Here is a 23,952-nt window from a genome sequence, read left to right on the forward strand (position 1 = left end):
CGCGGGCGATGGGGGCAAGAAAGCCCGGTCCCCAAGGAGAGCACGAAGGACACCGTTAAAACCGATCGCGCAGGGAGGGCCGGATCGTCCGGCTGGACCTGTGGTACCTGCCGCCTGCATTTTTCTCGCAGACGGGCCACGGGCCTCAGTCGAGGTCCGGCTCTCCCTGCGCCTCTCGTATGTCGAGGCGCGCCGACCAGCGCATCCCTCGGACTCATCGAGCCGCGAGACTGCGCGCGCACGCCTGAAGCGACCGCAAGTGGCTGTTTGACATCTGGCTGTTTGACATCCGAATGACGTGACGGTGCTTGTCTGCGCCCGTGACAACGTCGAGCAGCGTCGGGCCGAACCCACGGATAGGAGACGCGGTCAGTCGCAGTACGTCTCAAGGAGCTCGACGGAGAGAAACCGGATCGCGCCATAGAGCGGTCGTGTTCATCCGTGAACGAGGACAACGAGAGCTCCACGCCGCCGGCATTTGCAGCAGGATTGGCCCCAGTGATGGAGAACACCACTCGGCAAACGACAATTGCGGAAGGATGTCGAAACAGTATCACGTTGAGGTTGTGTTGAGAAGGCTTGAGTGTACAATCTTGATGATGCCAGATTTTCGATGGGAGCGACGGGCTTCCCGATAGGTGTGCTGGCTGAGAGAGGGTCGTGCCGGCATGCCTCTCATCGTCTATCCGCATTGCGACATGCACGTCGCGCTGAAGAAGCCCGCGACCAAGGTGCTGCCGTTCCGCGTGTTCGACCAGGACCTGCCGAACGGCTCGACGACCTACACGCTGACCGACGTCACCGCGGACTGCAATTTTCGAATCCTGGCGCCGTACAACCCGGTCGGGTCCCGGCTGACCAGCTTCGTGACGATTGATCCTGCGGCGCGCACCATCACCGGCGACGACGTCGGCATCAATCTCGTGGTGATCGAATATGGCCCCGGCTACGTCGTCGCGCGTATCCAGGTGCACGACGATGTGCTCGGCTGGTGGTTCGGCAACTCGTCGATCACCACGGCGCTGCATCCGACGGTTGCCCACAGCCAGCCGACGCTGTGCGCGCTGTTCAGCGACGACCCGACCGGGACCGATCTCGTCGGCGACATCACCGGGCACGGCTTCGTCACGCTCAGCTCAGGCAGCCCCGGCACCTTCGTGGTGGCAAATACGAACAATGAGGGACGGTTAAGGGGCGTGAGCGAGGGGACGGCCCAGCTCGACGGCAGCTTCCTCGGCGTCAACCAGAGCCTGCCGGTGAAGGTGGTCGACTACGCCAAGACCCGCGACAACATCTCCACGGTGCGCGCCGGCGACCTCGCCAATGCCGCCGAGATGCACAACATCCTGTTCCTCGCCGAAGGCTTTCGCGCGTCCGAGAAGGACAAGTTCGACAAGATCGTGCAGGAAGCGGCGGACGGTCTGTTCTCGCAGAAGCGCCACGAGCCCTATGGCACGCTCGCGGGCAGCTTCAACGTATTCAAGGCCTTCCAGGCGTCGGAAGAGCAGGCGGTGACCTGCGGCTGGCGCGTCAACGACGAGGAGACCTCCGAGCTCGGCAAGGGCGGACCGATTCCGTGGAACTACAGCGTTTCGGACGACAAGAGTATCTACGAGGTCGACGAGCTCGTGGCCCGTGTCGGCCTGCCGCTCCGCAACGAGACTGCGACGCCGGCGCAATTGAAGGCGCGGTGGGCGAGCCAGTCGCTGCCCAATTACGACGCGGCGAAGGTCAACGACACCCTGATCGAAGCGTGGAGGAAGCAGAAATCGCTCGGCATCCTGGAGGCACGTGACACCTTCTACGGCCTGATGCTCGGCGCCCGCTGGGGCGACCGGTCGGCGAAGTCCGGGGCCGCTTTGACGATGCCGGCGGCGGATGCGGCGGGCGATGCCAACCTCGCGCCGCTGATCGCCCGCGCCTATCAGTTCTTCAAGCCGGCCAGCGCCACCCGGCACCTTGCCCCGGATCCGCGCCGGCACCCGCCGGAGCTCGCCAGGGACGGCCGCGCGAACGTTGCGGCGCCGATCATGGCCTACCTGTCCGGACTGCGGCTCGGGTCGTCGCCGCACACCGCGCTCGGCGCCGAGTGGATACCGGACGGCAGCTTCAAGCGCAGCCGCGGCCTGATCGCCATGATCACCAACGAGGACATGATCGGCGGCACCAATTTCAACCAGTCGACCGTGACCGCCAATTCGCTGCAGAGCCTGAAGACGCTCGACTTCGAATATCCGGCGACCAACACGGCGACGAAGAAAGTGATGCGGCGCAAGCCTGCCAGCGACATCGACGCCGATCTCACCGATATTATCGACACGGTTGCGCACGAGTTCGGCCATTCCTTCAATCTCGGCGACGAATACGAGACGAGCGCCGAAGACAATGCGACCGCTTCGAGCGAGGACGACAACATCGTCGCGCTCGCCGACATCTTTCAGGATCCGAGCTACGCCGCCAACCACTCCCGTCTGGTCGATCCGTCCAAGGTGAAATGGTTCGAACTTCTCAGGATCGAGCTTTCGGCCAAGCTGACCCAGGCTTCGACCCAGCAGGGTGGCTCGATCGAGGTCAGGATCGACCCGCGCCAGATCCCGCGCTGGGTGCAGGCGAAGGCGGCCGGCCGCCAGGCGTTTCTCCGCCGCATCCAGATCACGGCGATCGGCCAGCAACTGCCGCTCACGTTCATCGATGCCGATTACCTCGTCAGACTCGACATCGGCGACATCGACCAGAACCTCGGCTCGATCCGGCTCGGCGGGCTGGAATTGCCGCCGGCGCCGTTTCCCGTGTTTCCGAAAGGCTCGCTGCTGTTCGTGCCGCGCCGCGACGATGCGGACGCGCTGGTCTATGTGGTGGAAAAGAAGGTGCGCGACTTCATCGCAGGCAACCATCTGCCGCTCAACAAGGATACCGACACCGCTCATGTGAACGACGAGGGCGACGACCCGAAGGACATCCCGGACTTCAAGCCGCCATGCAAGGCGCAGCGGCTGGTCGGCCTGTACGAGGGCGCATACAACTTCACCGGGCTGGTCTATCGGTCGGCCGGCGACTGCAAGATGCGGAACAGCAGCGGCGCTTTCTGCCATGTCTGCAAATGGCTGATCACCAACCGCGTCGATCCCGCGCTGCACGACGTCGTCGACCGTGAATTCTATCCGGAGGCCAAGAAAAATGGCTGAACCGGGCGCCCTCGAAACGATCGTGGCCGAGATCGGCAAGCTGCTGCTGCCGCTGCGGGCGGCCGTGGAGTCGCCGGCCGCGTTCCAGGGCCTGCTGCTCAAGCTGGGCTGGGATTCCGACGTGATTCCGAAGCCGATCGCCGATCTCGCGGTCGACTTGCAGTTGTTGTTCGATCGGCTCCAGGCGCTGGTCGGCGGTCGGCTGTCGCTCGACGGCGAAGTGGCGTCCGACGGCGAGATGACGCTGGAGTCCGGGGCGCTCGAAGACGCCTTCAAGGCCATCGAGGCGATCGCCGGCGTCGTGCAGGCGATCGACGACCTCGTCTCGGCGCCCGGCGGTGCATTTTCGGCGACGCTGAACGCCGACAATTTCAAGGGCGAGTTTCCGGGGCAGCTCGTCGGCTATCTCTTCATCACCTATCTGCGCAACCATCATCCGGGCATCGGTTTCGCGCTGCAGGCGCTCGGCGTCATCAGCACCCGCTATACCGCGCCGGCCGGCAACCGCCCGGACTACATCGACTACAGGTTCAGTTTCCCGGACCTGCCGAAGATCGTCTCCGACCCGGTGACACTGTTCGAGAACGCCTTCGGCTGGGGCACCGACAGCTTCGACTTCTCCGGCTTCGCGCGGCAGATCGACAGCCTCGCGGCCGGGCTCGGGCTCGACGTCCGGATGGTGGAGGTGCCGGATCGGGTCGCGCGCGCGCTGGAAGGCGGCCCTCCGACCGGGCGTGCCGCGGTGCGCAAGCGGCTCCGCCTGGTGTTCTTCGAGCGGGCGCGCGACGCGGGTCGGCTATCGGCCGAGCTCGGACTGTTCCCGCTGCCGAAGTCCGGGAGCAAGAAGCCGGGCTTCGCGCTGCTGCCGTCGTTCAGCGGGCTGCTGTCGGTGCGGATGCAGCTCGGTCCGACGATCGCGGTGACGATCTCGAGCGACCTCGATCTCACCGGCGGTGTCGGCCTGATGGTGCGGCCGGGCAGCGGCATCGACATGGTGACCGGCTTCGCGGGCAGCGGCGCGCCGACGTCGGCCAAGGGCACCGCGCGCGTCGAAGTGGAATACTCCGCCGCCTCCGGCAGCCCGACCATTGTCCTCGGCACCGGCGAGGGCACGCGGCTCGAATACCAATCGGTGAGCGGTGCCGGCGGCTTCACGCTGGTGGCGGGCAAGGACGTCGAGGTGTTCGCCGAGGTGGACCTCAAGGGCCTCGCTTTCGTCCTTGACGCGTCCGGCTCGGACGGCTTCATCTCGACCATCCTGTCGGGGATCTCGACGCGGTTCGAGTTCGATCTCGGCCTCGGCGTCGCCTATCCGCGCGGCGTGTACTTCCGCGGCACCTCGCATCTCGAGATCCAGATCCCAGCGCATATCGACCTCGGTCCGATCGAGGTGCAGGGACTGACGCTCGCGGTGACACCGTCGGGTGGCGGCCTCCCGATCGATATCGGCGCGACGCTGAAGGCGGCGCTCGGTCCGCTGGTCGCGGTGGTGGAAAACATCGGGCTGCGGACCGATCTCGCTTTTCCGGGGAGCGGCGGCAATCTCGGCCCGATCGATCTATCCTTCGGCTTCAAGCCACCGAACGGCGTCGGGCTGTCGATCGATGCCGGGGCGGTGACAGGCGGCGGCTATCTCTTCATCGATCCGGACCGCGGCGAATATGCCGGCGCGCTCGAACTGAAGATCCTCGACTTTCTCTCGGTGACGGCAATCGGCGTCATCACCACCAAGATGCCGGACGGGTCAAAGGGCTTTTCCTTCATCGCCATCATCACGGTCGAGTTCAATCCCGGAATGCAGCTCGGCTTCGGCTTCACCCTGCTGGGAGTCGGCGGACTCGTCGGCCTCAACCGCTCGATGGACCTCGACGCGCTGGTCAACGGCGTGCGCGCCGGCTCGCTGGACTCGGTGCTGTTCCCGCACGACGTCGTTGCCAACGCGCACCGGATCATCTCCGACCTCCGCACCTTCTTCCCGCCGGAGCAGGGGACCTTCCTGATCGGCCCGATGGCGAAGTTCGGCTGGGGCACGCCGACGCTGATCAGCCTGTCGCTGGGGATCATCATCGAGATTCCCGGCAACATCGCCATCATCGGCAAGCTGACGGTGGCGATCCCGGACGAGCGGCTGCCGCTCATCATCATCCAGGTCGCCTTCATGGGCGCGATCGAATTCGACAAGAAGCGCGGCTGGTTCTTCGCCATCCTGTACGAATCGCGCGTGATCTTCATGCCGCTCGACGGCGGCATGGGCGTGCTGGCGTCATTCGGCGGCGACGCCACTTTCATCGTCTCCGTCGGCGGCTTCCACCCGGCCTACAATCCACCGCCGCTGCCGTTCCCGCCGATCCCCCGGATCGCGATCAACATCCTCAACACGCCGGTGGCCCGCATCCGGGTCGACGCCTATTTCGCGGTGACGTCGAACACCGTGCAGTTCGGCGCACATGCGGAGCTTTATTTCGGCATCTCGATCGCCAGCATCGAGGGCCATCTCGCCTTCGACGCGCTGTTCCAGTTCTCGCCGTTCTATTTCATCATCACGATCTCTGCCTCGCTGTCGGTGAAGCTGTTCGGCGCGGGGCTGTTCAGTATCCGCTTCCGCGGCTCGCTCGAGGGCACATCGCCCTGGCACGTCGAGGGCACCGGGAGCATCTCGCTGCTGTTCTGGGACGTCGACGTCGACTTCTCCCACACCTGGGGCGACAAGGAGGACACCAGCCTGCCGCCGGTCTCCGTGCTGCCCCTGCTGGTGGCGGAATACTCGAAGGCGGAGAATTGGACTGCCGCGCTGCAGAACAGCAGCAGGCTGTTGGTGACGCTCAAGACCGTGGACGCGGGCTCCGACCTTGTGCTGCATCCGGTCGGCTCGCTCAAGATCACCCAGCGTGCGATTCCGCTCGGCATCACCCTCGACAAGATCGGCGCGCAGCGCCCGGACGACGCCAATTACTTCTCGGTCGCGGCCGCGACGTCGGGCATCGAGAAGCGCGCCACCATCCGGGAGTCGTTCGCGATCGCCCAGTTCAAGGACCTCAAGGACGGCGAGAAGCTCAGCGCTTCCGACTACGAGGCCGAGGAGGCGGGGCTGGAGCTGTCGGTCACTGGCAACCAGGCCAAGACCAGCTATGTCACCAAGCGCATCGCCCGCTACGAAGAGATCATCGTCGACAACAATTTCAAGCGCGCACGCCGGCGCTTCGTCACGCTCATCTCCGGGCTGTTCACGCACTTCCTGGCCAACAACGCCGTGGCGCGGTCCGAGATCTCGGCGAAGTCGCGCGATCTGAAGCACGGATTCGACGACAAGATCGCGGTCGATCAGGCGTCCTATGTGGTGGTGAGCCTGGCCGACAATTCGCCGATCGCCGGCGCGCCTGCGTCGTTCCAATCGCGCGCCAGCGCCGGTGAATTCATGGCGGCCGAGACGCGGCGCAATCCGAGCTTCGCCAGCGAGGCCCATATCGTGCGCCCGCACGAGATGAAGCGCGCGGCGTAGCGGAGGCACGATGATGGCGGGCGGTCCGGCGAGGCGGCGGGGAGGGGCGGGATGAGCGACACGATCGGCACCTATTCCTTCCTGCCCTGGCTGCGGCTCGGCGTGGCGAACAACATCACCGCGGCCGACAACGACAACGCGGTGGCGCTGCGCGCGACGATCAAGGTCGACTTGTCGCTGGCCGGGCGGCCGGTCCAGGGCGACACGGATCTGACGGCGACGATTTCGCGCGACGTCGCGCTCTATGGTCCCGGCGACATCGTCGGCATCGATCCGAAGGCGGTGGTGAAGGTGGAGCCGCGCGACTGGATCACCAATTTCGAGCCGAACTACCTGCCCTTCGTTGAGTTCTATGACGAGGATTTTCCGTGGCGCTACACGCCGGCGGCGCCGGACGAGTCGCGCCACCGGCTGCGCCCGTGGCTCGCACTGTTGGTGCTCGAGGTGGAGGAGTTCAAGGAAGTCGCGGTGTCGTCGGCGCGGCCGCTGCCGGCGATCGAGGTGACGGGCGATCCGGCCTCGGTGTTTCCGCCCGCCGACCAGCTTTGGGCCTGGGCGCACGTCCACGTCAATCGCGACCTGATCCAGCAGGACGGCGTGGTGGAATCGACCAATGCCGACCAGGCGAGGGCGCGACTGGAGAGCCTGCTGGCCAGCAATCCGGACTACGCCTATTCGCGCGTCCTGTCGCCGCGTCAGTTGAAGCCGAATACGTCCTACCATGCGTTCGTGGTGCCGACCTTCGAGAGCGGCCGTCTCGCCGGCCTCGGAATCGCGCCGGTGGCGAATCCCGCGCTCTTCGCCACCCTGTCGGCCTGGGCGGACTATACCGACCGGCCGTTCCCGACGCTGCATCCGGTGTACAAGCGGTGGTACTTCAAGACCGGGACGGTGGGCGATTTCGAGTACCTCGTCCGCCTGCTGAAGCCGCGTCCGCCGGACTCGCGGCTCGGCCGCCGCGACATGGACACGCAGACGCCGGGTTCCGGGATGCCGCCCATCGCGGTCGCCGGGCTTCACGGGGTGCTGCGGCTCGGCGGCGCGCTCAAGGTGCCGGACGAGGCGCTGACCGGTGCGCAGGAGGCAGAAGCTGCGGCCTATGAGGGCTGGGATGAACCCTACGCGCACGAATTCGAGAAGGCGCTGGCGGGCTTCGTCAACCTGACCGACGACTATGCCCGCGAAGGCGCGCCCGACCCGGTGATCACGCCGCCGCTGTACGGCCGCTGGCACGCGCTCACCGAACGGCTGCTTGAGGAGGCGGATGGCAGCGACGCGCCGCAGCCGCGCAACTGGGTGCACGAGCTCAATCTGGACCCGCGGTTTCGCGTTCCCGCCGCGTTCGGCACGGAAGTCGTGCAGAAGAACCAGGAGGCCTATATGGACGCCGCCTGGGACCAGGTCGGCGACATCCTCGCGGCGAACCGGCGGATCAGGCTGGCGCAATTCGCCAAGGCGGCGGCCGCGATCTGGCATGCGCGCCATCTCGGGCCGCTGAAAGATCTCAGCGCGGAGCGCGGGCTCACGATGATGGCGCCGGTGCAGCGCCGGGTGATCGCCGACGGCTTCACGCTGCGCCATCGGCTCAAGGAAAGCACGGTGCCCCGCGCGGCGCTGTCTGCGCCGTTCCGGCGCGCGCTCCGGCCGCGCGACCAGGTCGCGGCGACGCTCGGCTTCGACTCGCCGAAAGGCGCCGAAGAGCTGCTGGAGAAGATCAATCGCGGCGAGGTCAGCGCGGCGCCGCCGCGGGTCACCCCGGAAGCCTTGCCGGCGGTGGAGGATGTCGCCGCGCAACTTCAGCCGAAGTCGCTGCCCGCGGAGCTGACCGACTGGCTCGCCAAGCACCGCTGGGCGAAGTGGGTATTGCTGGTCGTTCTGCTGCTGCTCGCCGTGCTGCTGCTGGCCGTCGCCATTCCGTTCGCGATCGTGGTCGCGGCAGCGGCGCTGGCGCTGTTCGGATGGCTGGTGCGGCTCGAGAAGCAGGCCGGCATCGCGACCGGCGTGTTGCCGCAAGGGGCTTCGCCCGAGATCATCGACGCGCTGCCGGGCTTTCCGTCGTTCACCATCCGCGATCCTGATCCCGCCGCGCCGGAGCCTGTCGGCGGCGCTTCGTCCGCCGACAGCCCGGAGGCGGCGCGCTTCAAACTGGCCCTCAAGGACCTCAACCGGCTGCTCACAGTCAGCGCCGATCTCGGCAGGCCGCCGTTGCGCAAGCCGATCGACATCGCCGCGCTCGGAGCGTCGACCTTCGCTGCGATTGATCCCGACAAGACGGTGCCCGCCTTCACCTTCTCCTCGATCACCATTCCGCCGCGAGTGCTGGCCATCAACGGGATCGCGACGCTGCTGCAGCCGGAAGTGTTCAAGCCGGTGATGGCATATCCGGAAATCGACCTGCCGATGTACAAGCCGCTTCTCGGCCTGTCCGACGAGCACTTCCTGCCGAACATCGACAAGATTCCGCAGAACACGATCACGCTGCTCGAGACCAATCAGCGTTTCATCGAGGCCTACATGGTCGGCCTCAACCATGAATTCGCCCGCGAGCTGCTGTGGCGCGAATATCCCACTGACCAGCGCGGCAGCTGCTTCCGCCAGTTCTGGGACCCGAGCGGCGTGATCGACCGGGAGGGCCTGTCGAAGGACGAGCTGCGCGAAAAGCTCCGCGATATTCCGCCGCTCCACACCTGGTCGCTGTTCTCCAAGCTCGGCGATCACGACCATCGCGAGAAGCCGGGCGAGAACGAGGAGGAAGTCGTCCTCGTCATCCGCGGCGAGCTGCTGAAGAAATATCCGACCGCGGTGATCTACGCCCAGAAGGCGCGCTGGCAGCGCGACGACGGCGGCGCGATCAATCCCCGCGTCGAGCGGGTGCTGGAGACCGACGGTCCGGTGGAGGATCGCCTGCGCACACCGCTCTACGAAGCCAAGGTCGATCCCGACATCACCTTCATCGGCTTCGACCTGACCTCGAAGGAGGCGAAGGGGGGCAGCGGCCGCGGCAATTCGACGGCGCCGGGCTGGTTCTTCGTCATCAAGGAGCGGCCCGGCGAGCCGCGCTTCGGCCTCGATATTTCTCGCGATGGGCCGCTCAACGTCTGGAACGACCTCGCCTGGCCCGACGTGCTGTCCGACGCCGACAAGGGCTTCCTGCAGATCAGGCCGGGCGGGCCGACCCTCACCCTGGACGATCCGGTGGCTCCGGAGCTGCAGGAGAAGAAACAACAATACGATGAGGACAAGGCGCTCCGCTGGCATCCGGACAGCAACTCCGCGGAGCTCGCCTACATCCTCTACCAGGTTCCCGTGCTGGTCGCGGTGCACGGCAGCGAGATGCTGCCGAACTGATCGCGCAGCGGACACGACAGGGGGCGGCTGAAGCGACATGTCCGAGTTCGATGATATCCGCAAGGAGCTGGAAGCGTCGCGCGCCGCGGCCGATGCGACGTCGCGCGAAATCGGCCGGCTTCGCCACACCCGCGCGCGGCTGATCCGCGACCGCGCACGGGCCGAGCGCGTCAGCAAGGGCGCCGACGATCCGGCGCTGGCGGCGATCGACAAGGAGATCAAGGCGGCGGCCTCCGAGATCGAGCGGCTGGGCGGTGCGCTGAGGGCGGCGAAGGACGAAGTGGTCCGCAATATCGGGCTGTTCGCGAACTTCACCGATCCCCGCCGCAACATCGGCCTGCTGTCCGATCAGACGCCGATCCTGCTGATGCCGCTGCGAATCGAAACGCGCTTCAAGCAGGCGGCGGAATTCGGCGGCGACCGCGACGAGCTGTGGGTCCGGGTCTATCCGGACGACATCGCCGTCGACAGCTTCGAGGAGGCGTTGTCGGAAGACGAAGTGAAGCGCGCCCAGGCCTATTGGGCCGACGTCTGGCGGGCGAACCACGACCCCGCCGGGGAGCGGGCCGCCTGGCGAACGCTGCTGAGCGGGCAGGGCTCGGGGCGGTCCTACTACGTGATCCAGACTCATCGCCCGCTCAACGAGGTGGCGCGACCGGCCAAAGTGGAAGGCGTGCCGACCGTGATCCTGACGGTGGTGACCAGCGCGCCGCTCGTCGATCCCGAGCGAGGTGCGGTCAGCACGTTCTGGACGGCACTGTGGCGCGCGGGCACCGATGCGGCCGCGCAGGCGGACGCGATCGCCGCGCTCGACAGCGCGCTCGGCGCCGAGCGCGCCGCGGCGGTCCGTGAGGCGTACCGGCCGCGGAATCTCGCCGACGCGCCGCCCGAAGGCGCGGACCGCGCGACCACCACGGTCATCGCCGCGTATCTGGAGTTTCCCGCCACGGACGCCACGCCGATGCGCGAGACCGGCTGGTCGCAGCCGGCGACCGCCCGGACCTTGCCTGATCGCCTCGTCCTGCTCGGCTACAACAACGGAACGCTCGAGCTCGAGCAACTTGGAAAACCGATTCCGTCGCCGCTGCCGGTCACGCCGTCGCCGACCGGAACGGACGACGCATCGGTCGCGGGCGACGGCGACGACATCACGTTCGGTCCGGAGCTCGAATGGGTGCGCAACTTCGACCGCGCCGTCGAGATCGGCATGGGATTCCGGGTGCCGCTAACGCCGGCCGCCTTCCGCCGTGGCTTCGATCAGTTGATGGTGCTCGGTGTGCGGCTCGGGGCCGATGCAGACGCCGGCCGGGTCGCGCTGGAGCAGTTGTTCGTCCATCATCATCAGTCGAAGGCGGGGTTCTCGATCCTGCCGCAGGGCCAGCCGACCAACAACGTCGAGGGCGAGGGCGCCGCCTACAGCTGGCGCGAGGATTCCGACGTCAGCTTCGATCACTACTTCGGCACTCCGCCCCTGGACCCCGACGGATGGTTCGAGCGGACAGACGGACGCTGCCTTGCCGCCACGCTCGGTCTCGATCCGGCCGCGCTGGCGGCGATCCCCTTCTACCATCGCCACGACGTCAACGACGCCCGCGCCATGAACACGGCGCTGTGGCCGGCTACGCTCGGCTACTTCATGGAGAGCATGCTTCATCCGATCTTCGACGATTCGACGGTGGAGCGGACCCGCGACTTCTTCGTCCGGCACGTGTCGGCGCGCGGGCCGATGCCTACGATCCGCGTCCGTCGTCAGCCCTACGGCATTCTGCCGGCGACGCCGCGCTCGCGCATCCAATGGATCTTCGCCGGGTCGAACGTCGCGGTCGGGGCCGCGCACGCACCGGACGATCCGGAATTGCGGTTCCTGATGCGGTTGTATCAACTGCTGCGCAAGGTCGAGGCCGATCTGGAGCCGCTGATGTCGCGGGTGTCCTACATCGGCAAGCCGGGCGGCGACCGTCATCAGATACTGCTCGATGTCCTCGGCCTGCACGCCGGATCGGTAGAATTCCAGCAGCGCTTCGCCGAAAGCTTCAAGGAACTGTACAACCGCCTCGCGATGCAGGGGGCGGGCGGCGCCTTGGTCGCGCTCCTGCTCGCCGCAGGCTATGTCGGAAGCGGGCTCGATCTGCTGAAGCAGCTCGGCTACACGCCGCCCGAGGGAATCGAGGTGCCGGACATCCTTGAGAAACTCTTTCTCAAGGCGCCCAACCAGCTCAAGGGCCCGCTGATCGACGACCGTCCGTTGTCGGAGACCGAGCAGATCCGCGCCTACACCGCGGGCGGCGACAACTACATCGGCTGGCTGATCAAGGCTGCGGCGACCTCCCACGACGCGCTGCGGCTGCAGCAGGGCTTCACCCAGCGCCCGAATGCGCTGCTGTATCTCATGCTGCATCACGCGCTCGACCTGAGCTTCGTCGAGACCAGCATCCGTCTGTTCTTCAATGCCGGGCTGATCGGCGAGACCGAGCTGAAGGCGGCGCGGCGCGAGCCGAAGTTCTTCCAGGTCGAGGAGGCGAGCCTCGCCGTGCCGGCTGCGGCCGGCGGCAGCCGCTGGCGCTACCTCCACCGCAGCGACGCCGCCGTCACCGGAACGGGACTGAGGACGGTCGGCGAGTTCATCCCGACGGTGCTGACCTCGATGGTCGCTACCGCGTATCTCAAGCGCCAGCTCGATGCGCTCGAACGGCTGAAGAGGTCGCCGACGGCGGTGCTGGAACGGGTGTTCGCCGAGCATCTCGACCTCTGCACCTACCGGTTCGACGCCTGGTACGGCGGCATCATGAGCCGCCAACTGGAGCGGATGCGCTATCCGAACGGTGCCGGCCGGGGGACCGCCCAGCCGGGCGCACCGGCCGGCGAGGCGAAGAGGGGAATCTATCTCGGCGCCTATGGCTGGCTCGAGAACGTCAAGCCGGAGTTCAAGAAGCTGACGGCCGTCGAACTGCCGGCAAACCTCGCGGCGATCTTTGCCGATCCCGACGCGCCGCCGCTGATGCGCGACCGCAGCAACCAGGGCTACATCCACGCGCCGTCGCTGAACCAAGCGGTGACCGCCGCGGTGCTGCGCAACGGCTATCTGTCCAACGCCACGCCCGACAATCCGGGCAGCCTCGCTGTCAATCTCAGCTCGGAACGGGTCCGCATCGCGCTATCGATTATTGAGGGAATGAAGGGCGAGCAGAGCCTCGGCGCGTTGCTCGGCTACCAGTTCGAGCGCGGCCTGCACGACCGCCACGACGTCGAAGTGGACGGGTTCATCTACGACCTCCGCAAGGTGTTCCCGCTGGTCGGCGACCGGCTGACTCCGACGCGTACCGGTCGGCTCGACGCGTTCGGTCGGCGGCTGCGGATCGACCGGGTGGAGGCGCGCAACGTCATCGACGGCCTGGCCTTGGTCGAGCACATCAAGACCAGCGGCGTGAGCAGCTATCCGTTCGGCCACGATGCCGACCTGCCGGCGGCGAGCCCGCAGCAGGCAGCCGCGATCACCGCCGAGGCCGCGCGGATTGCCGACATCGCCGACGCGGTCGCCGACCTCGCGATGGCAGAGAGCGTGCATCAGGTGGTGCAGGGCAACTACGACCGTGCCGGCGCCGTGCTCGACACCTACTCCAAGGGAAAATTCCCGGCGACCCCCGACGTGGTGCGTACGCCGCGGTCGGGGGTGACGCTGACCCACCGGGTGGCGCTGCATCTCAAGGCCGGGCTCGACCCGAACGACGGCGCGCTGACATCGCCGCGGGCGAAGGCGGAGCCTGCGCTCAACGCCTGGCTCGCGGGCATTCTGCCGCCGCCGGCAGCGGTCGCCTGCTCGGTGACGGTCACCGACCCGCTCGATCTTTCCGCCGTCAACTACAACGTGACGCAGGCCGATCTCGGCCTGCTGCCGATCGACCTGCTGTATCTGCTCGATCCGGACAACGATCCAGCCGCCAAGGCGCTCGACGATCTGATCGAAGCGCATGTGATCGCCGCTCATACGCCTCGCCCGGACGCCATGCTGACGATCGCCTACCGCGAGAGGATCGCGGCGATCGCCGGGCATGTGCCGCTGTTCGAGCTGTCGGCGTTGATGCGGCATCTCAGAAGCCTGCTGCTGCGCTCGCGTCCGCTCAAGGCGAGCGACATGGCGATGGCCGGCGAGGCGAACGAGGCGGTCGATCTCGACGCGGCGCTCGCACGCGAGCGGGCGACGCTGCCGCGCGTCCTGCTCGTCGGGGGGCTTGCGGATCTCGACACCTTCCGTACGGCGCTGCAGGCCCGCCTGGACGCCAAGCAGGAGGCGCAGATCGCCACGGAGATCGAGCTGACGATCACCGGCTTCGTGTCGGTGATGCAGGGTCTCGGTCCGTTCGCGCCGTTGCAGACCGGTACCGGTGCCGTCTACGCCGACCGGCGGCGGATCTTCTCCCAGTTGCATGCCGCACTCGCCGGCTACATCGCTCGATGGACCCGGCAACTCGCCGAGTTCGACGCACGCATGGCCGCTTACGACGCTGATCCGGGCGCGCCGGACGCGGCGAAGTTCCTGGCGCTGCGGGTGGCCGAAAAGCTGATCGCGACCACGGCGACCGACCCTCTACCGGCGCAACCGGACGATTTCCGCGACGATCTCATGAGCGGCAAGCGCGCCGCCTTCGTCGGACAGCGCGCCGCTCTGATCACGCTTTACGACAATGCGTCCGACCTCGCCGCCCTGCACGACGGCATCGAAGCCTCGAAGGCTGCGAACGCCGCGTTCGACGCCGCGGTGATCGACATCGCAGCCCAGCGCGCGGCGATCGTCGCCCTCGCAGAGGACATGGCGAAGCGCACCGCCGCGCTCGCGCTCGAGCTGACGACGCGGCTGCCGGCGATCCAGGCCCGGCTCGATCAATACGATGCCGCGGCGGAGGCGAAGAACAAGATCGAGGCGTTGACCGCGGCGGCGAAGCTGCTGTTCGGCGACGATTTCAAGATCGTGCCGGATTTCGGCCTGCCAGCGGCGCTGGCCGGTGAATGGAGCAACGCCTGGGGCGCGGGCGCGCAGGCGGACGAGACCATTCTCGGGTTCGTCAAGACGACGATCGGACGCCGCTTTCCGCTCGACGACTGGTTCACGGGTGTCGCGCGGGTGCGGTCGAAGCTGCACGATCTGGAAGCCTCGCAGCATCTCGCCGAGGCGTTCACGGGGGCGGGCGTCGCGCTGCAGGCGCTGCAATTTCCGCATCGCCCCGAGTTGCCGTGGCTCGGACTCGAATTCCCGGAGACCGATGCCGACGGAAAGCCGTTCGTGATCGATGAGGACAAGCTGCTCTATACCGCGCATTTCGCCGAAAGCTTCGATCCGGCGCGGCGGCAACTCGGGCTGTTGCTCGACGAGTGGACCGAAGTGATCCCGCGCCCGACCGAAGATACCGGGCTGGCGTTCCACTTCGACCGGCCAAACGCCGAACCGCCGCAGACCCTGCTGCTGGCGCTGCCGCCGAAATTTGTCGGCGCGTGGCAGTGGCAGGATCTCGTCGACACGGTGCGCGAGACGATGGACCTCGCCAAGAAGCGCGCGATCGAGCCCGACCACGTCGACACCACCGCCTATGCCCGCTTCCTGCCGGCGCTGGTGTCCGCCGTGACCTTCCATCCGATCACGGCCTCGCTCAACCTCGCCTTCAACAACAACCTCGCCGCGGTGCTGGCCGAGACGGAGACGGGCAATGGCTGACTATGTCGCGGTTCAGAACCTCTCCCCCGTGTTCTCCGGCAAGGTGAAGCTGCCCACGATTACGTTGTGGAACAGGCTCGAGGGCCGCCCACGCACGCACGATTTCGACCGCGCGCTCAAGGCCGAGGTTCGTGATCCGCTGTGGCTGCTGACGAAGCAGTGGCAGATGGGCGAGTTTCAGGGCGACGACGCCGGCTCGCCGGTCGTCGCCAAGGTGCACATCGAGACCACCGAACTGACGAAATACCGCGCGGCCGGCAATCCGCCCGAAGCGTTCGCCGACGACGTGCCGCTCGAAGCCAAGGTCGAGCGGCGGCCGATCCCGTTCCGTCTCGCCGGCCAGAAGATGGCGTTCGATCTCCGCATCGCCCTGGGCCGACGCTGGCTGAAGCTCGTCGCCGGCATCGAGCCGGGGCTTGCCCAGCAATTCATCGCGGCGCTGCCGCTCGCCATGCCAGATCCGGCGCTCAAGGCCGATGCGCCGGTCGCCGCCCATCGCGAAGCCTGGCAGACGATGGCGGCGCTCGCCGGCAGGTCGATGGACGGCTACGACCTCGTCGAGCATCTGATGGCCGCGCCCGGCAATCACGCGCACGACCTCGTCGCGCTCGGCAACCCGGCCAGCACTGCTGCGATCGAGACGGCGGAGGCGGAATTCCTGGCGTGGTACCGGGAGGCGTTCTACCAGCCCGCCGCGGGTGCGGCCGATGCCTGGCTGCCCGATCGCCTCGAATACGCCTTTGCAGCGTCGGCGCCCAAGGCGGGCGGCGAGAAGCTCGTGGTCGCCGACGAATACTTCCAGGGGCATCTCGACTGGTACAATTTCGACGTCGACGCCTCCGGCGCAGGGCTCGGTGACCTGGCGGACGCGCCGCCGCCTGCCGCCATCGAGACGACCTTCACGGCGTCGTTCATCCCGGCGCCGATCCAGTTCGACGGCATGCCGAACACGCGCTGGTGGACCTTCGAGGAGGGACGAACGAATTTCGGCGACATCGATCCGGAGACGACGGACGTCAACAAGCTGCTGCTGATCGAATTCGGCCTCGTCTACGCCAACGATTGGTTCCTGATGCCGTTCACGGTGCCGGCCGGGGCGATCACCAGGGTCGCCGGCATGAGCGTGACCAACGTCTTCGGAGAGCGGATCTGGGTCGAAGCCGCGGGCAAGGGCGCGGATGAAGATTGGCAACGCTGGTCGATGTTTACGCTGGCGACGAAGGGGAGCGACGACATTCCCGCCGATCTCAGCCTGTTCGTCGTGCCCAGCGTGCCGAAGATCCAGGAGGGCGAGCCGCTGGAATCCGTGGAACTGTTCCGCGACGAGATGGCCAACATGGTGTGGGGCGTCGAGTCGCGGGTGATGTTGGCTTCGGGCGACAGCAAGAGCGGACGCAGCGCCGCGCTCGACACCCGCCGCTATTTCCGTCGCCTGGTGGAGGAGAGCCTGCCGCCGGCCCCACCACCTGCGGCGCCGATCGAGAACGACGCCGCGATCCGCTATCGGCTGATGAGCGAGATGCCGGAGAACTGGATCCCGTTCATCCCAGTGCACATCGACAACGACAGCCGCGAGATTCAGCTGCGTCGCGCCGCGCTGCTGCGGGTCATCGACCGCGACCCGGATCCGCCGGTGCGCGTCGAACCTCGCACCGATCTGCTGCGCCACGGTCTCGACCTCCCGCAGCAGCAGGGCTACAATCTCCATGAGGAGGAGGTGCCGCGCGCGGGCATTCGTGTCACCCAGAGCTTCCAGCGCACGCGCTGGTACAACGGCCGCACTTTCGTCTGGCTCGGCATCCGCAAGGAGACCGATCGCGGCGAGCGGTCGAGCAAGCTCGCTTTCGACACGATCCTTCCGAAGCGGAAGGCATGAACGCATGAAACGTCACCGTCGAATCTGGCGTGGCGCGGCCGCCGGCGGTGGAGGGTTGAACGGGCGCGGGTCATTCCCAAGTCGGTCGTTTCTCGCGCGACGGCAGACGCTCGGTGCCCCAAGACTACGTAGTGGCCGGCAAGCCTGACTATCCGAGGGCCCATTCCCGACCTGAGCGCTTCCTTCATGACACAGCAGGAGCAACGGAGAGCGAGCACGAGGAACACCGTTCGAGGTTGAGCGCGGAGAGGTTCGCATTGATTGTGTCGAATCTGAAGCTACTGCGTTATTGTACGTTGCGGCCCGAGCCTCTTCGGCAGAGGCCCATAGCCATAAGGACAGAGATCACGCGGCCTCGCTTACGGCATGGGGCAACCGCAGGCTCTGCTCAAACCTCGTGACAGGTAGTCCCACCGCAGGCCGTCAGCCTGGCTCGCGAATTCTGTGCAGCGCAGTCACCAAGGCCGCGATCACGCTTATCAACGCGTTCGTACCATGGTCGTTCAAGAACGAATCTCTCTGCGTCATAGTTGAAATCACACCCCAGTCTGCCCACGTGGAGCGCGACGATGGTGCTGGTCGGTGACACCGTCGCACTTAAGGGGAGAACGGTGATCGACACTCCGAAGTTTGGATCCCTTGAAGCCGTCGAATCCGCTAAAGCTCGACAGAGATTCGCAGGCTTGCATCGCATTCGTCAATTCAGCACGAGAATTCAGTGACCACTGCTCTTCGTACGCCCCGTGGCTCAACGCCGCGCAAGAACACATCAGCAAAGCGCTCCGCGTCACCAAAGGTCGCCCTGCGGAAGAAGACATCTGTTGCGACAACAACGAAGGCTCCGATTCGGACCGGCACTTCCTCCTCGTCTCCATTGGGCATGTTGGCGCTGTATCTTACTGCGCAATGGCGTGCTTCGGGCCGAGGCGGACTTGTGTTCCTCGCCGAAAATGAGAGCCGAGCCGAGCTGTTGGGTTCGATCATCCCAGTTATCGAGCCGGCTTGTGATGTGCTCGTCTATCCCCGTTTGAACACGCTTCCGTTCGATCAGCTTGAGCCGTCACGTGATATCGCGGGTCGGCGGAGCTCCGTCTTGAGACGCCTTGCCAGGGCAAAGAAGCCGATCCTGCTGATCACGACGGTGGAGGCAATAATGGAACTCCTGCCGTTGCCTGCGAACTGGTCTCGTATCGGATTTCCACTTCGGACCGGGGCCGTCTTTTCCGAGGAAGACCTTGAGGCCCGTCTGAAAGCTCTTGGGTACGACCTGGACGACAGTCCGGATTATCCCGGTGGAGTTTTGTTTCACGGCAACACCTTCGAGATATTCCCTGCCGGCGCGCTCGGACCTTTTAGGATCGAGCATTCCGGAGGGAGAATCCGGCGTATTGCAGCGATCAATCCGATAGACCAGGAGGTGATTTCCGAAGCGAAGGAGCTCCTGATTGACCCGATGTCCGAGCGGCTGGCGTTCACGGGCCGGGCGCGAAGAAGGTCCAGCCTATTGGACTATTGTGCGCGCGCCAAATGGATCGCCGACAGCACCGTGCCCAGGCACGCCGAGACCTGGTTGAGCACGATCGACGATGCGGCCGCCCGCAGTGAGCGTGACGGTGCCTATCTCAGCCGGCGCGAATGGGAGCTGGCGGCGAAGAAGATCACTGTCTTGCCGCCAACCACTCCGTATCGTGCGACGCCAGAGTTCTACAAGGCAGCCTCTCCGCGGAAGGCCCTCCGTGCATTTATCGAGGAAGCCCAGCGCGGCAGCGCACGTGTGCTCTTCGTCGCTGCGGTCGAAGCGGATTTGCGTGTGATGGCCCGGATGAGCGCCATCAAGGCCGAATGCGTGCCCGATTGGGCGCAGGCGACCGCAAGGGGCAGGCAGCAGGCTGCGTTGCTGGCAGGCTTCGATGCGGGCTTTGTCGTTCCTGGAAAGAAGCCGCTCGTGGTCGTCACTGCTGCCGACGTGCTCGGCAGCAGGGCGCACCAGCCGCAACCGACGAACTGGGCGTGGACGCCCGGCTTCGATTCGGGAGATCTCCCCGAACTCGGATCCGTGGTCGTTCATCTGCAACGTGGACTCGCACGCCTTGGCGGCTTGCGATCCATGGGCGCGGGCGATCTTTCGGCGCGCGAGATGGTCAGGTTGGTATTCGCCGGAAACGACGCCGTTCTCGTCCCTCTCGCAGAATTGGCCCTGATCTGGCCCTACGCCGCCGAGCTCGGAGACACCTCGCTGGACAAGGCCGACGGCAGCTCGTGGCGGCCGCGGCGAACGGCTGCCGAGACGGAAATTCACGTGGTCGCAAAGGAGCTGGCCAAGCAGATGAGTCAGCGCCGGCGGCGCCCAGCTCCGAAGCTCGTGCCGCGTCCTGCTGTCTATGAGAAGTTCGTCGCGCGGTTTCCCTATTTCACCACCCCCGATCAGGCGAAGGCCATCCGCGACGTTCTGGATGATCTTGCATCGGGGCACCCGATGGACCGGATCGTCTGTGGAGACGTCGGCTTTGGCAAAACCGAGGTGGCGCTGCGAGCAGCGGCAGCCGCCGTGCTGGCCGGAAAGCAGGTCGCTATCGTCGTGCCGACGACAGTGCTGGCGCGACAGCATGTCGAAACCTTTCGAAAGCGCTTTGCGCCTCTTGGCATCGATGTTGGAAACCTGTCGCGGGTTGCCTCGACCGCCGAAGTGCGAAAGGTCAGGGAGGGCCTCAAGAGCGGAGAACTCAGGATCGTCGTCGGGACCCTCTCGCTCGCATCCAAGGAGGTGAGATTTGCCGACCTTGGTCTGATCATCATTGACGAGGAGCAGCATTTCGGCGCTGCTGAGAAAGCTATGCTGTCGGGCCTCAATAAGAACGGCCATCGGCTCTGGATGAGTGCGACACCGATCCCCCGCACACTTGCAGCGGGCTTGACGGGCTTGAGGGACCTCAGCGTGATCGCAACCCCGCCGGTCCATCGTGTTCCGGTAGCCACCAAGGTGGCCCCCCTCTCGGACATAGCTATCGCCGCTGCCCTGGTTCGTGAGCACAGACGTAACGGTCAGAGTTTCGTCATTTGTCCGCGGATCCAGGATCTCGATCCCATGCTCGCCAGGATCCACGCGCTGGCGCCGGAACTACGTATCATGACCATTCACGGCAAGTTGCCAACCGACGAGATCGACGAGAGGTTGATGGGGTTCGTCGAAGGTCGTGCCGATGTACTACTTGCAACCAACATCGTGGAAAGTGGCCTCGACATCCCACGTGCAAATACCATCGTTGTGTGCTGGCCGGAAAAATTCGGCCTGGCACAATTGCATCAGCTCAGGGGGCGAGTAGGACGGGGCGGCATCCGGGCGTTTGCGCATTTCCTGACGGAAGGCGGCTCTGAACGCTCGGAAAAACGGCTTTCCGCTCTTGAGGAATTGAGTCGTCCGGGCGCTGGCTTCGCGATCAGCGCTCGCGACCTCGACCTGCGCGGTGGTGGCGACCTTCGCTCCGATCGACAATCCGGCCACACGCAGGTGTTCGGACCGACGCTTTACGGCCACCTTCTGACGCTTGCCCTGGAGGGAGACCGCGATGGAATGTCCGCGCTCTGGATCCCTGAGTTGAATCTTCCCATCCCTGAGCTGCTTCCCTCGAGCTATGTGCAATCGGAGGCGGTCAGGCTGGAGATCTACGCTCGAGCCGCTCGGTGCCGGAGTGATGACGATCTGGAGGAGCTCGAGGATGAAACGCACCGTCGATTCGGCAAGCTGCCATCCGAGGCCAGCAATTTCTTTGCTGTCGCCAAGCTCAGGGTAAGTTGCAGGCAACGGGGGATCATGCGTCTCGATGTCGGTCCGGATGCAATTGCCGCAACGATGCTCGCAGGGAGGATCAAGAAGTCACGCTCACGGTCGCTGCAGCGCGAGGGCGATCGCGTCGTCTACCCCGGGCGCAGCGATGAACCTGCTTTACGAAGGGTCGAGCAGTTCTTGGATCTGTTGGACGAATGACGAGGGATTCGTCACTCAACTTGAAGCGATGTTGTGTGCCCTCCTCGGGGGCCCCGAAATGAAAGCGATGGCGCTTCACCCTTGGCAAGGACGATTGAGAGAACCCGTGTTGCGGGACACAGAGACGATCGTTCGAGCTGTTCTGAACCGGCCGGTCGGATGCGGTGGATCGTTCAAGTTCAAAGCTGCGCTGGCGGCCGACCCAGCCCGGATCCCAACAAACGAATGAGTCAGCGACAGAACCAGCTTCACCTTTTTGCGGCTTTGGTGACCACCAGTCCTCATGATATGCAGAAGGACGCTATTTGGGTTTTGGCCCAATCAGCCCCATCTGAGCGGATGTCGCCGGCTCGTCTGTTCGAGTTCCTGTTGCTGAACGGGTGCACGCGTCGACCCGCGCGGTAGCGCGTCCGCGGCGAAACCGGAGACGTGCGCCGGGCGGATAGGCTCGCGCCAGCTGATTGTGCTCGATCCGGTGTTGCATCATCTCCCGTCGGGTCTGGCGCTCGTCGAGCATCAGGACCAGATCGGAGCACGGCTTGGTCGAACACAGCAGCAGAAAGCCGGCTTCAGCGTCCTGAGGGTAGACCGTCAGCGCATCGGAGCGGTCCACGGTGCCCGACACCAAGCGCGCGGCGCATGCGAGACACCAGCCCTGCTCGCAGATGTAGGGGGTCTCGATGCTGGCGTCGATCATGCTGTACAGCAAATATTCGTCGGATGCGGCGTCGAATGTGAACGTCCCCTCCGGACGTTCCAGCCGTATGCGAAACCGCCTGGTGCCGCCTTCATTGGTCATGGCCGAGAGCTCCGTCATCGCTCACCACCGGCTGTCGGGCAATGCGACGTCGCCGATGCGGCCGCTGGCGTAGCAGTGCGCGGCCGCGATGATCCGCGCCGCAACCGCCAGCTCGCTTCGATCGCGCGGCGCGTAGACCACGAGGCTCTGCGGTGGCACGGCGCCCGCCATGTAGCGTGCGAACGGATGCACCGTGCCCCAGCCTTTGGCCGCGACCTTCTGCGCCCATTCCGGTCGCAAGGTCAGGTGCAGCGACCCGTCGGGGCGAACGATGAGCCACACCGGCGCGAACACGAAGGCCTCCGGCTGGCCCATGGCATGGATGTCATCGAGCGCGAAGGCGCGGCCTGCGGCGTTCAGCGGCGCCGGCACCTCTTCGACCCCGGCCAGCGCGCATGTGCAGGACACGAGCTGTGCGGCGTATCCGGCGGGCGAGGTGCCGTCGAGCTGGTGGCAGGGCCATGTCGGTGCGAGCCGCGGTGCGCTGCCGGAACGTGTGGCGAGACGACGCAGTCCCGGTGCCATCGCCCAGACGGGTGCAGCACTGCGCAAGCCTGCTCTAGCCGAAGCTGTCATAATGAACCCGCGTGATCGGAACATCGACGGCGCGCAGCAGCGATCTGACCGCGTTCACCATGACCGGCGGGCCCGCGACATAGAACTCGGCCGCCGCGTGATCCAGGACTGCGCTCTGGATGACATCGGTAACGAAGCCGGCCGCATGCGGCCAGTCGGATGGCGCGTGTTCGACCACGGGCAGGTAGCGCCCCTGCGGAATGCGCGCGATCGCCGTCTCGAGCATGTCATCGGCGGCGAGATCCGCCGGTGTGCGGGCGCCGTAGATGACATCCACGGGCGATCCGAAATCGAGGCGCGCCTCCGCGGCCTCGCGCAGCATCGCCAGGATCGGCGCGATGCCGGTGCCTCCCGCCACGAACACCTTGCGTCCCTGCTGTCGACGCAGCGTGCAGGCGCCGAATGGCGCCTCGATGGTGATCTGTGCGCCCGAGGCCAAAGCGGCGAGCGCGTTGCTGCCCTTGCCGCCATCGTAGCGCTTGGCAATGAACTGCAGGGCTTTACTGCCCGGCAGGTTGCACATCGAGTAGCAGCGCCGTAGCCCTTCGCCGAGATGCAGGATCGCATACTGACCGGGCCGGAAGTCGATCGGCTCGGCCGTCTCGAAGCTGAACTGGCGGATCTCCGGCGCTAGATCGTCGACGCCGCGCAGGATCGCCTGTTGCTCGACGCATCGCGGCGTCGGCGCGGACCAGTCGCCGGGACCACGCGCGATCGTGACGTCCGAGATCGCGCGTGATTGACAGGCCAGGATGCGGCTGCGTCGCGCGTCGCGCGGATTCATCGCCGGAGCGCCGGGAAAGATCGGATCGACCTGACCGTCGACGAGCGTCACCTTGCAGGCGCCGCAACTGCCCCAGCCGCATTCGTAGGCCAGCGCGATGCCCCGGCGTCGTGCTGCCTGCAGGATGGTGTCATGGTCGGCCGCGTCGATCACGACCCCGTCGGGCTCGATGCGGAGTTGTCGGGTCATCCAC

Annotated in this window: 9 protein-coding genes; 6 read left to right on the forward strand and 3 right to left on the reverse strand. The window is 66.0% G+C overall.

What is annotated here, in order from left to right; all coding sequences use genetic code 11:
* Window positions 1–668: 668 nt before the first annotated feature.
* The 6 genes from QX010_RS18995 to QX010_RS19020 all read left to right on the forward strand — a co-directional run bounded on the left by QX010_RS18995 (window position 669) and on the right by QX010_RS19020 (window position 21,600).
* Window positions 669–3,185 carry a M64 family metallopeptidase gene (locus tag QX010_RS18995; protein ID WP_316181142.1) on the forward strand — a complete coding sequence of 839 codons (2,517 nt, stop codon included), beginning with the start codon at window positions 669–671 and terminating at the stop codon, window positions 3,183–3,185.
* Window positions 3,178–6,684: a DUF6603 domain-containing protein gene (locus tag QX010_RS19000; RefSeq protein ID WP_316181147.1), complete on the forward strand. Its 3,507-nt coding sequence runs from the start codon at window positions 3,178–3,180 to the stop codon at window positions 6,682–6,684. Before QX010_RS18995 ends, QX010_RS19000 begins: the two co-directional genes overlap by 8 nt.
* A gap of 51 nt (window positions 6,685–6,735) precedes the next feature.
* The gene (locus tag QX010_RS19005; protein WP_316181149.1) at window positions 6,736–10,032 is read left to right on the forward strand and encodes a hypothetical protein; all 3,297 of its coding nucleotides are present in this window, start codon (window positions 6,736–6,738) and stop codon (window positions 10,030–10,032) included.
* A gap of 37 nt (window positions 10,033–10,069) precedes the next feature.
* Entirely contained in the window at window positions 10,070–15,739 is a 5,670-nt protein-coding gene (locus tag QX010_RS19010; protein ID WP_316181151.1) for a hypothetical protein, read from the forward strand.
* Window positions 15,732–17,615, forward strand: a complete 1,884-nt coding sequence (locus QX010_RS19015) for a hypothetical protein (RefSeq protein WP_316181153.1) — start codon at window positions 15,732–15,734, stop codon at window positions 17,613–17,615. Before QX010_RS19010 ends, QX010_RS19015 begins: the two co-directional genes overlap by 8 nt.
* A gap of 880 nt (window positions 17,616–18,495) precedes the next feature.
* Entirely contained in the window at window positions 18,496–21,600 is a 3,105-nt protein-coding gene (locus QX010_RS19020) for a DEAD/DEAH box helicase (protein WP_316181155.1), read from the forward strand.
* Between the two features lie 301 nt (window positions 21,601–21,901).
* On the opposite strand, the gene QX010_RS19025 is transcribed toward QX010_RS19020, so the two are convergent.
* The 3 genes from QX010_RS19025 to QX010_RS19035 are packed head-to-tail and all read right to left on the reverse strand — an operon-like array spanning window position 21,902 to window position 23,948.
* Window positions 21,902–22,399: a 2Fe-2S iron-sulfur cluster binding domain-containing protein gene (locus QX010_RS19025; protein ID WP_316181157.1), complete on the reverse strand. Its 498-nt coding sequence runs from the start codon at window positions 22,397–22,399 to the stop codon at window positions 21,902–21,904.
* Window positions 22,400–22,420: 21 nt separating this feature from the next.
* On the reverse strand, window positions 22,421–22,951 hold the full coding sequence (locus tag QX010_RS19030) for a luciferase family protein (protein ID WP_315804579.1): 531 nt from the start codon (window positions 22,949–22,951) through the stop codon (window positions 22,421–22,423).
* A 7-nt stretch (window positions 22,952–22,958) separates the two neighbouring features.
* Window positions 22,959–23,948 carry a 2Fe-2S iron-sulfur cluster binding domain-containing protein gene (locus QX010_RS19035; RefSeq protein ID WP_316181160.1) on the reverse strand — a complete coding sequence of 330 codons (990 nt, stop codon included), beginning with the start codon at window positions 23,946–23,948 and terminating at the stop codon, window positions 22,959–22,961.
* Window positions 23,949–23,952 lie beyond the last annotated feature (4 nt).

Origin of the sequence: Bradyrhizobium sp. SZCCHNRI1009 (assembly GCF_032487575.1) — a bacterium.
Classification (GTDB): domain Bacteria; phylum Pseudomonadota; class Alphaproteobacteria; order Rhizobiales; family Xanthobacteraceae; genus Bradyrhizobium.

Excerpts from the sequence above, each read along its gene's own strand:
- QX010_RS19015 (WP_316181153.1), top strand. The coding sequence starts at position 15,732 with ATGGCTGACTATGTCGCGGTTCAGAACCTCTCCCCCGTGTTCTCCGGC.
- QX010_RS19010 (WP_316181151.1), top strand. The coding sequence starts at position 10,070 with ATGTCCGAGTTCGATGATATCCGCAAGGAGCTGGAAGCGTCGCGCGCC.
- QX010_RS19025 (WP_316181157.1), bottom strand. The coding sequence starts at position 22,399 with ATGACCAATGAAGGCGGCACCAGGCGGTTTCGCATACGGCTGGAACGT.
- QX010_RS19000 (WP_316181147.1), top strand. The coding sequence starts at position 3,178 with ATGGCTGAACCGGGCGCCCTCGAAACGATCGTGGCCGAGATCGGCAAG.
- QX010_RS19035 (WP_316181160.1), bottom strand. The coding sequence starts at position 23,948 with ATGACCCGACAACTCCGCATCGAGCCCGACGGGGTCGTGATCGACGCG.
- QX010_RS18995 (WP_316181142.1), top strand. The coding sequence starts at position 669 with ATGCCTCTCATCGTCTATCCGCATTGCGACATGCACGTCGCGCTGAAG.
- QX010_RS19005 (WP_316181149.1), top strand. The coding sequence starts at position 6,736 with ATGAGCGACACGATCGGCACCTATTCCTTCCTGCCCTGGCTGCGGCTC.
- QX010_RS19020 (WP_316181155.1), top strand. The coding sequence starts at position 18,496 with ATGTTGGCGCTGTATCTTACTGCGCAATGGCGTGCTTCGGGCCGAGGC.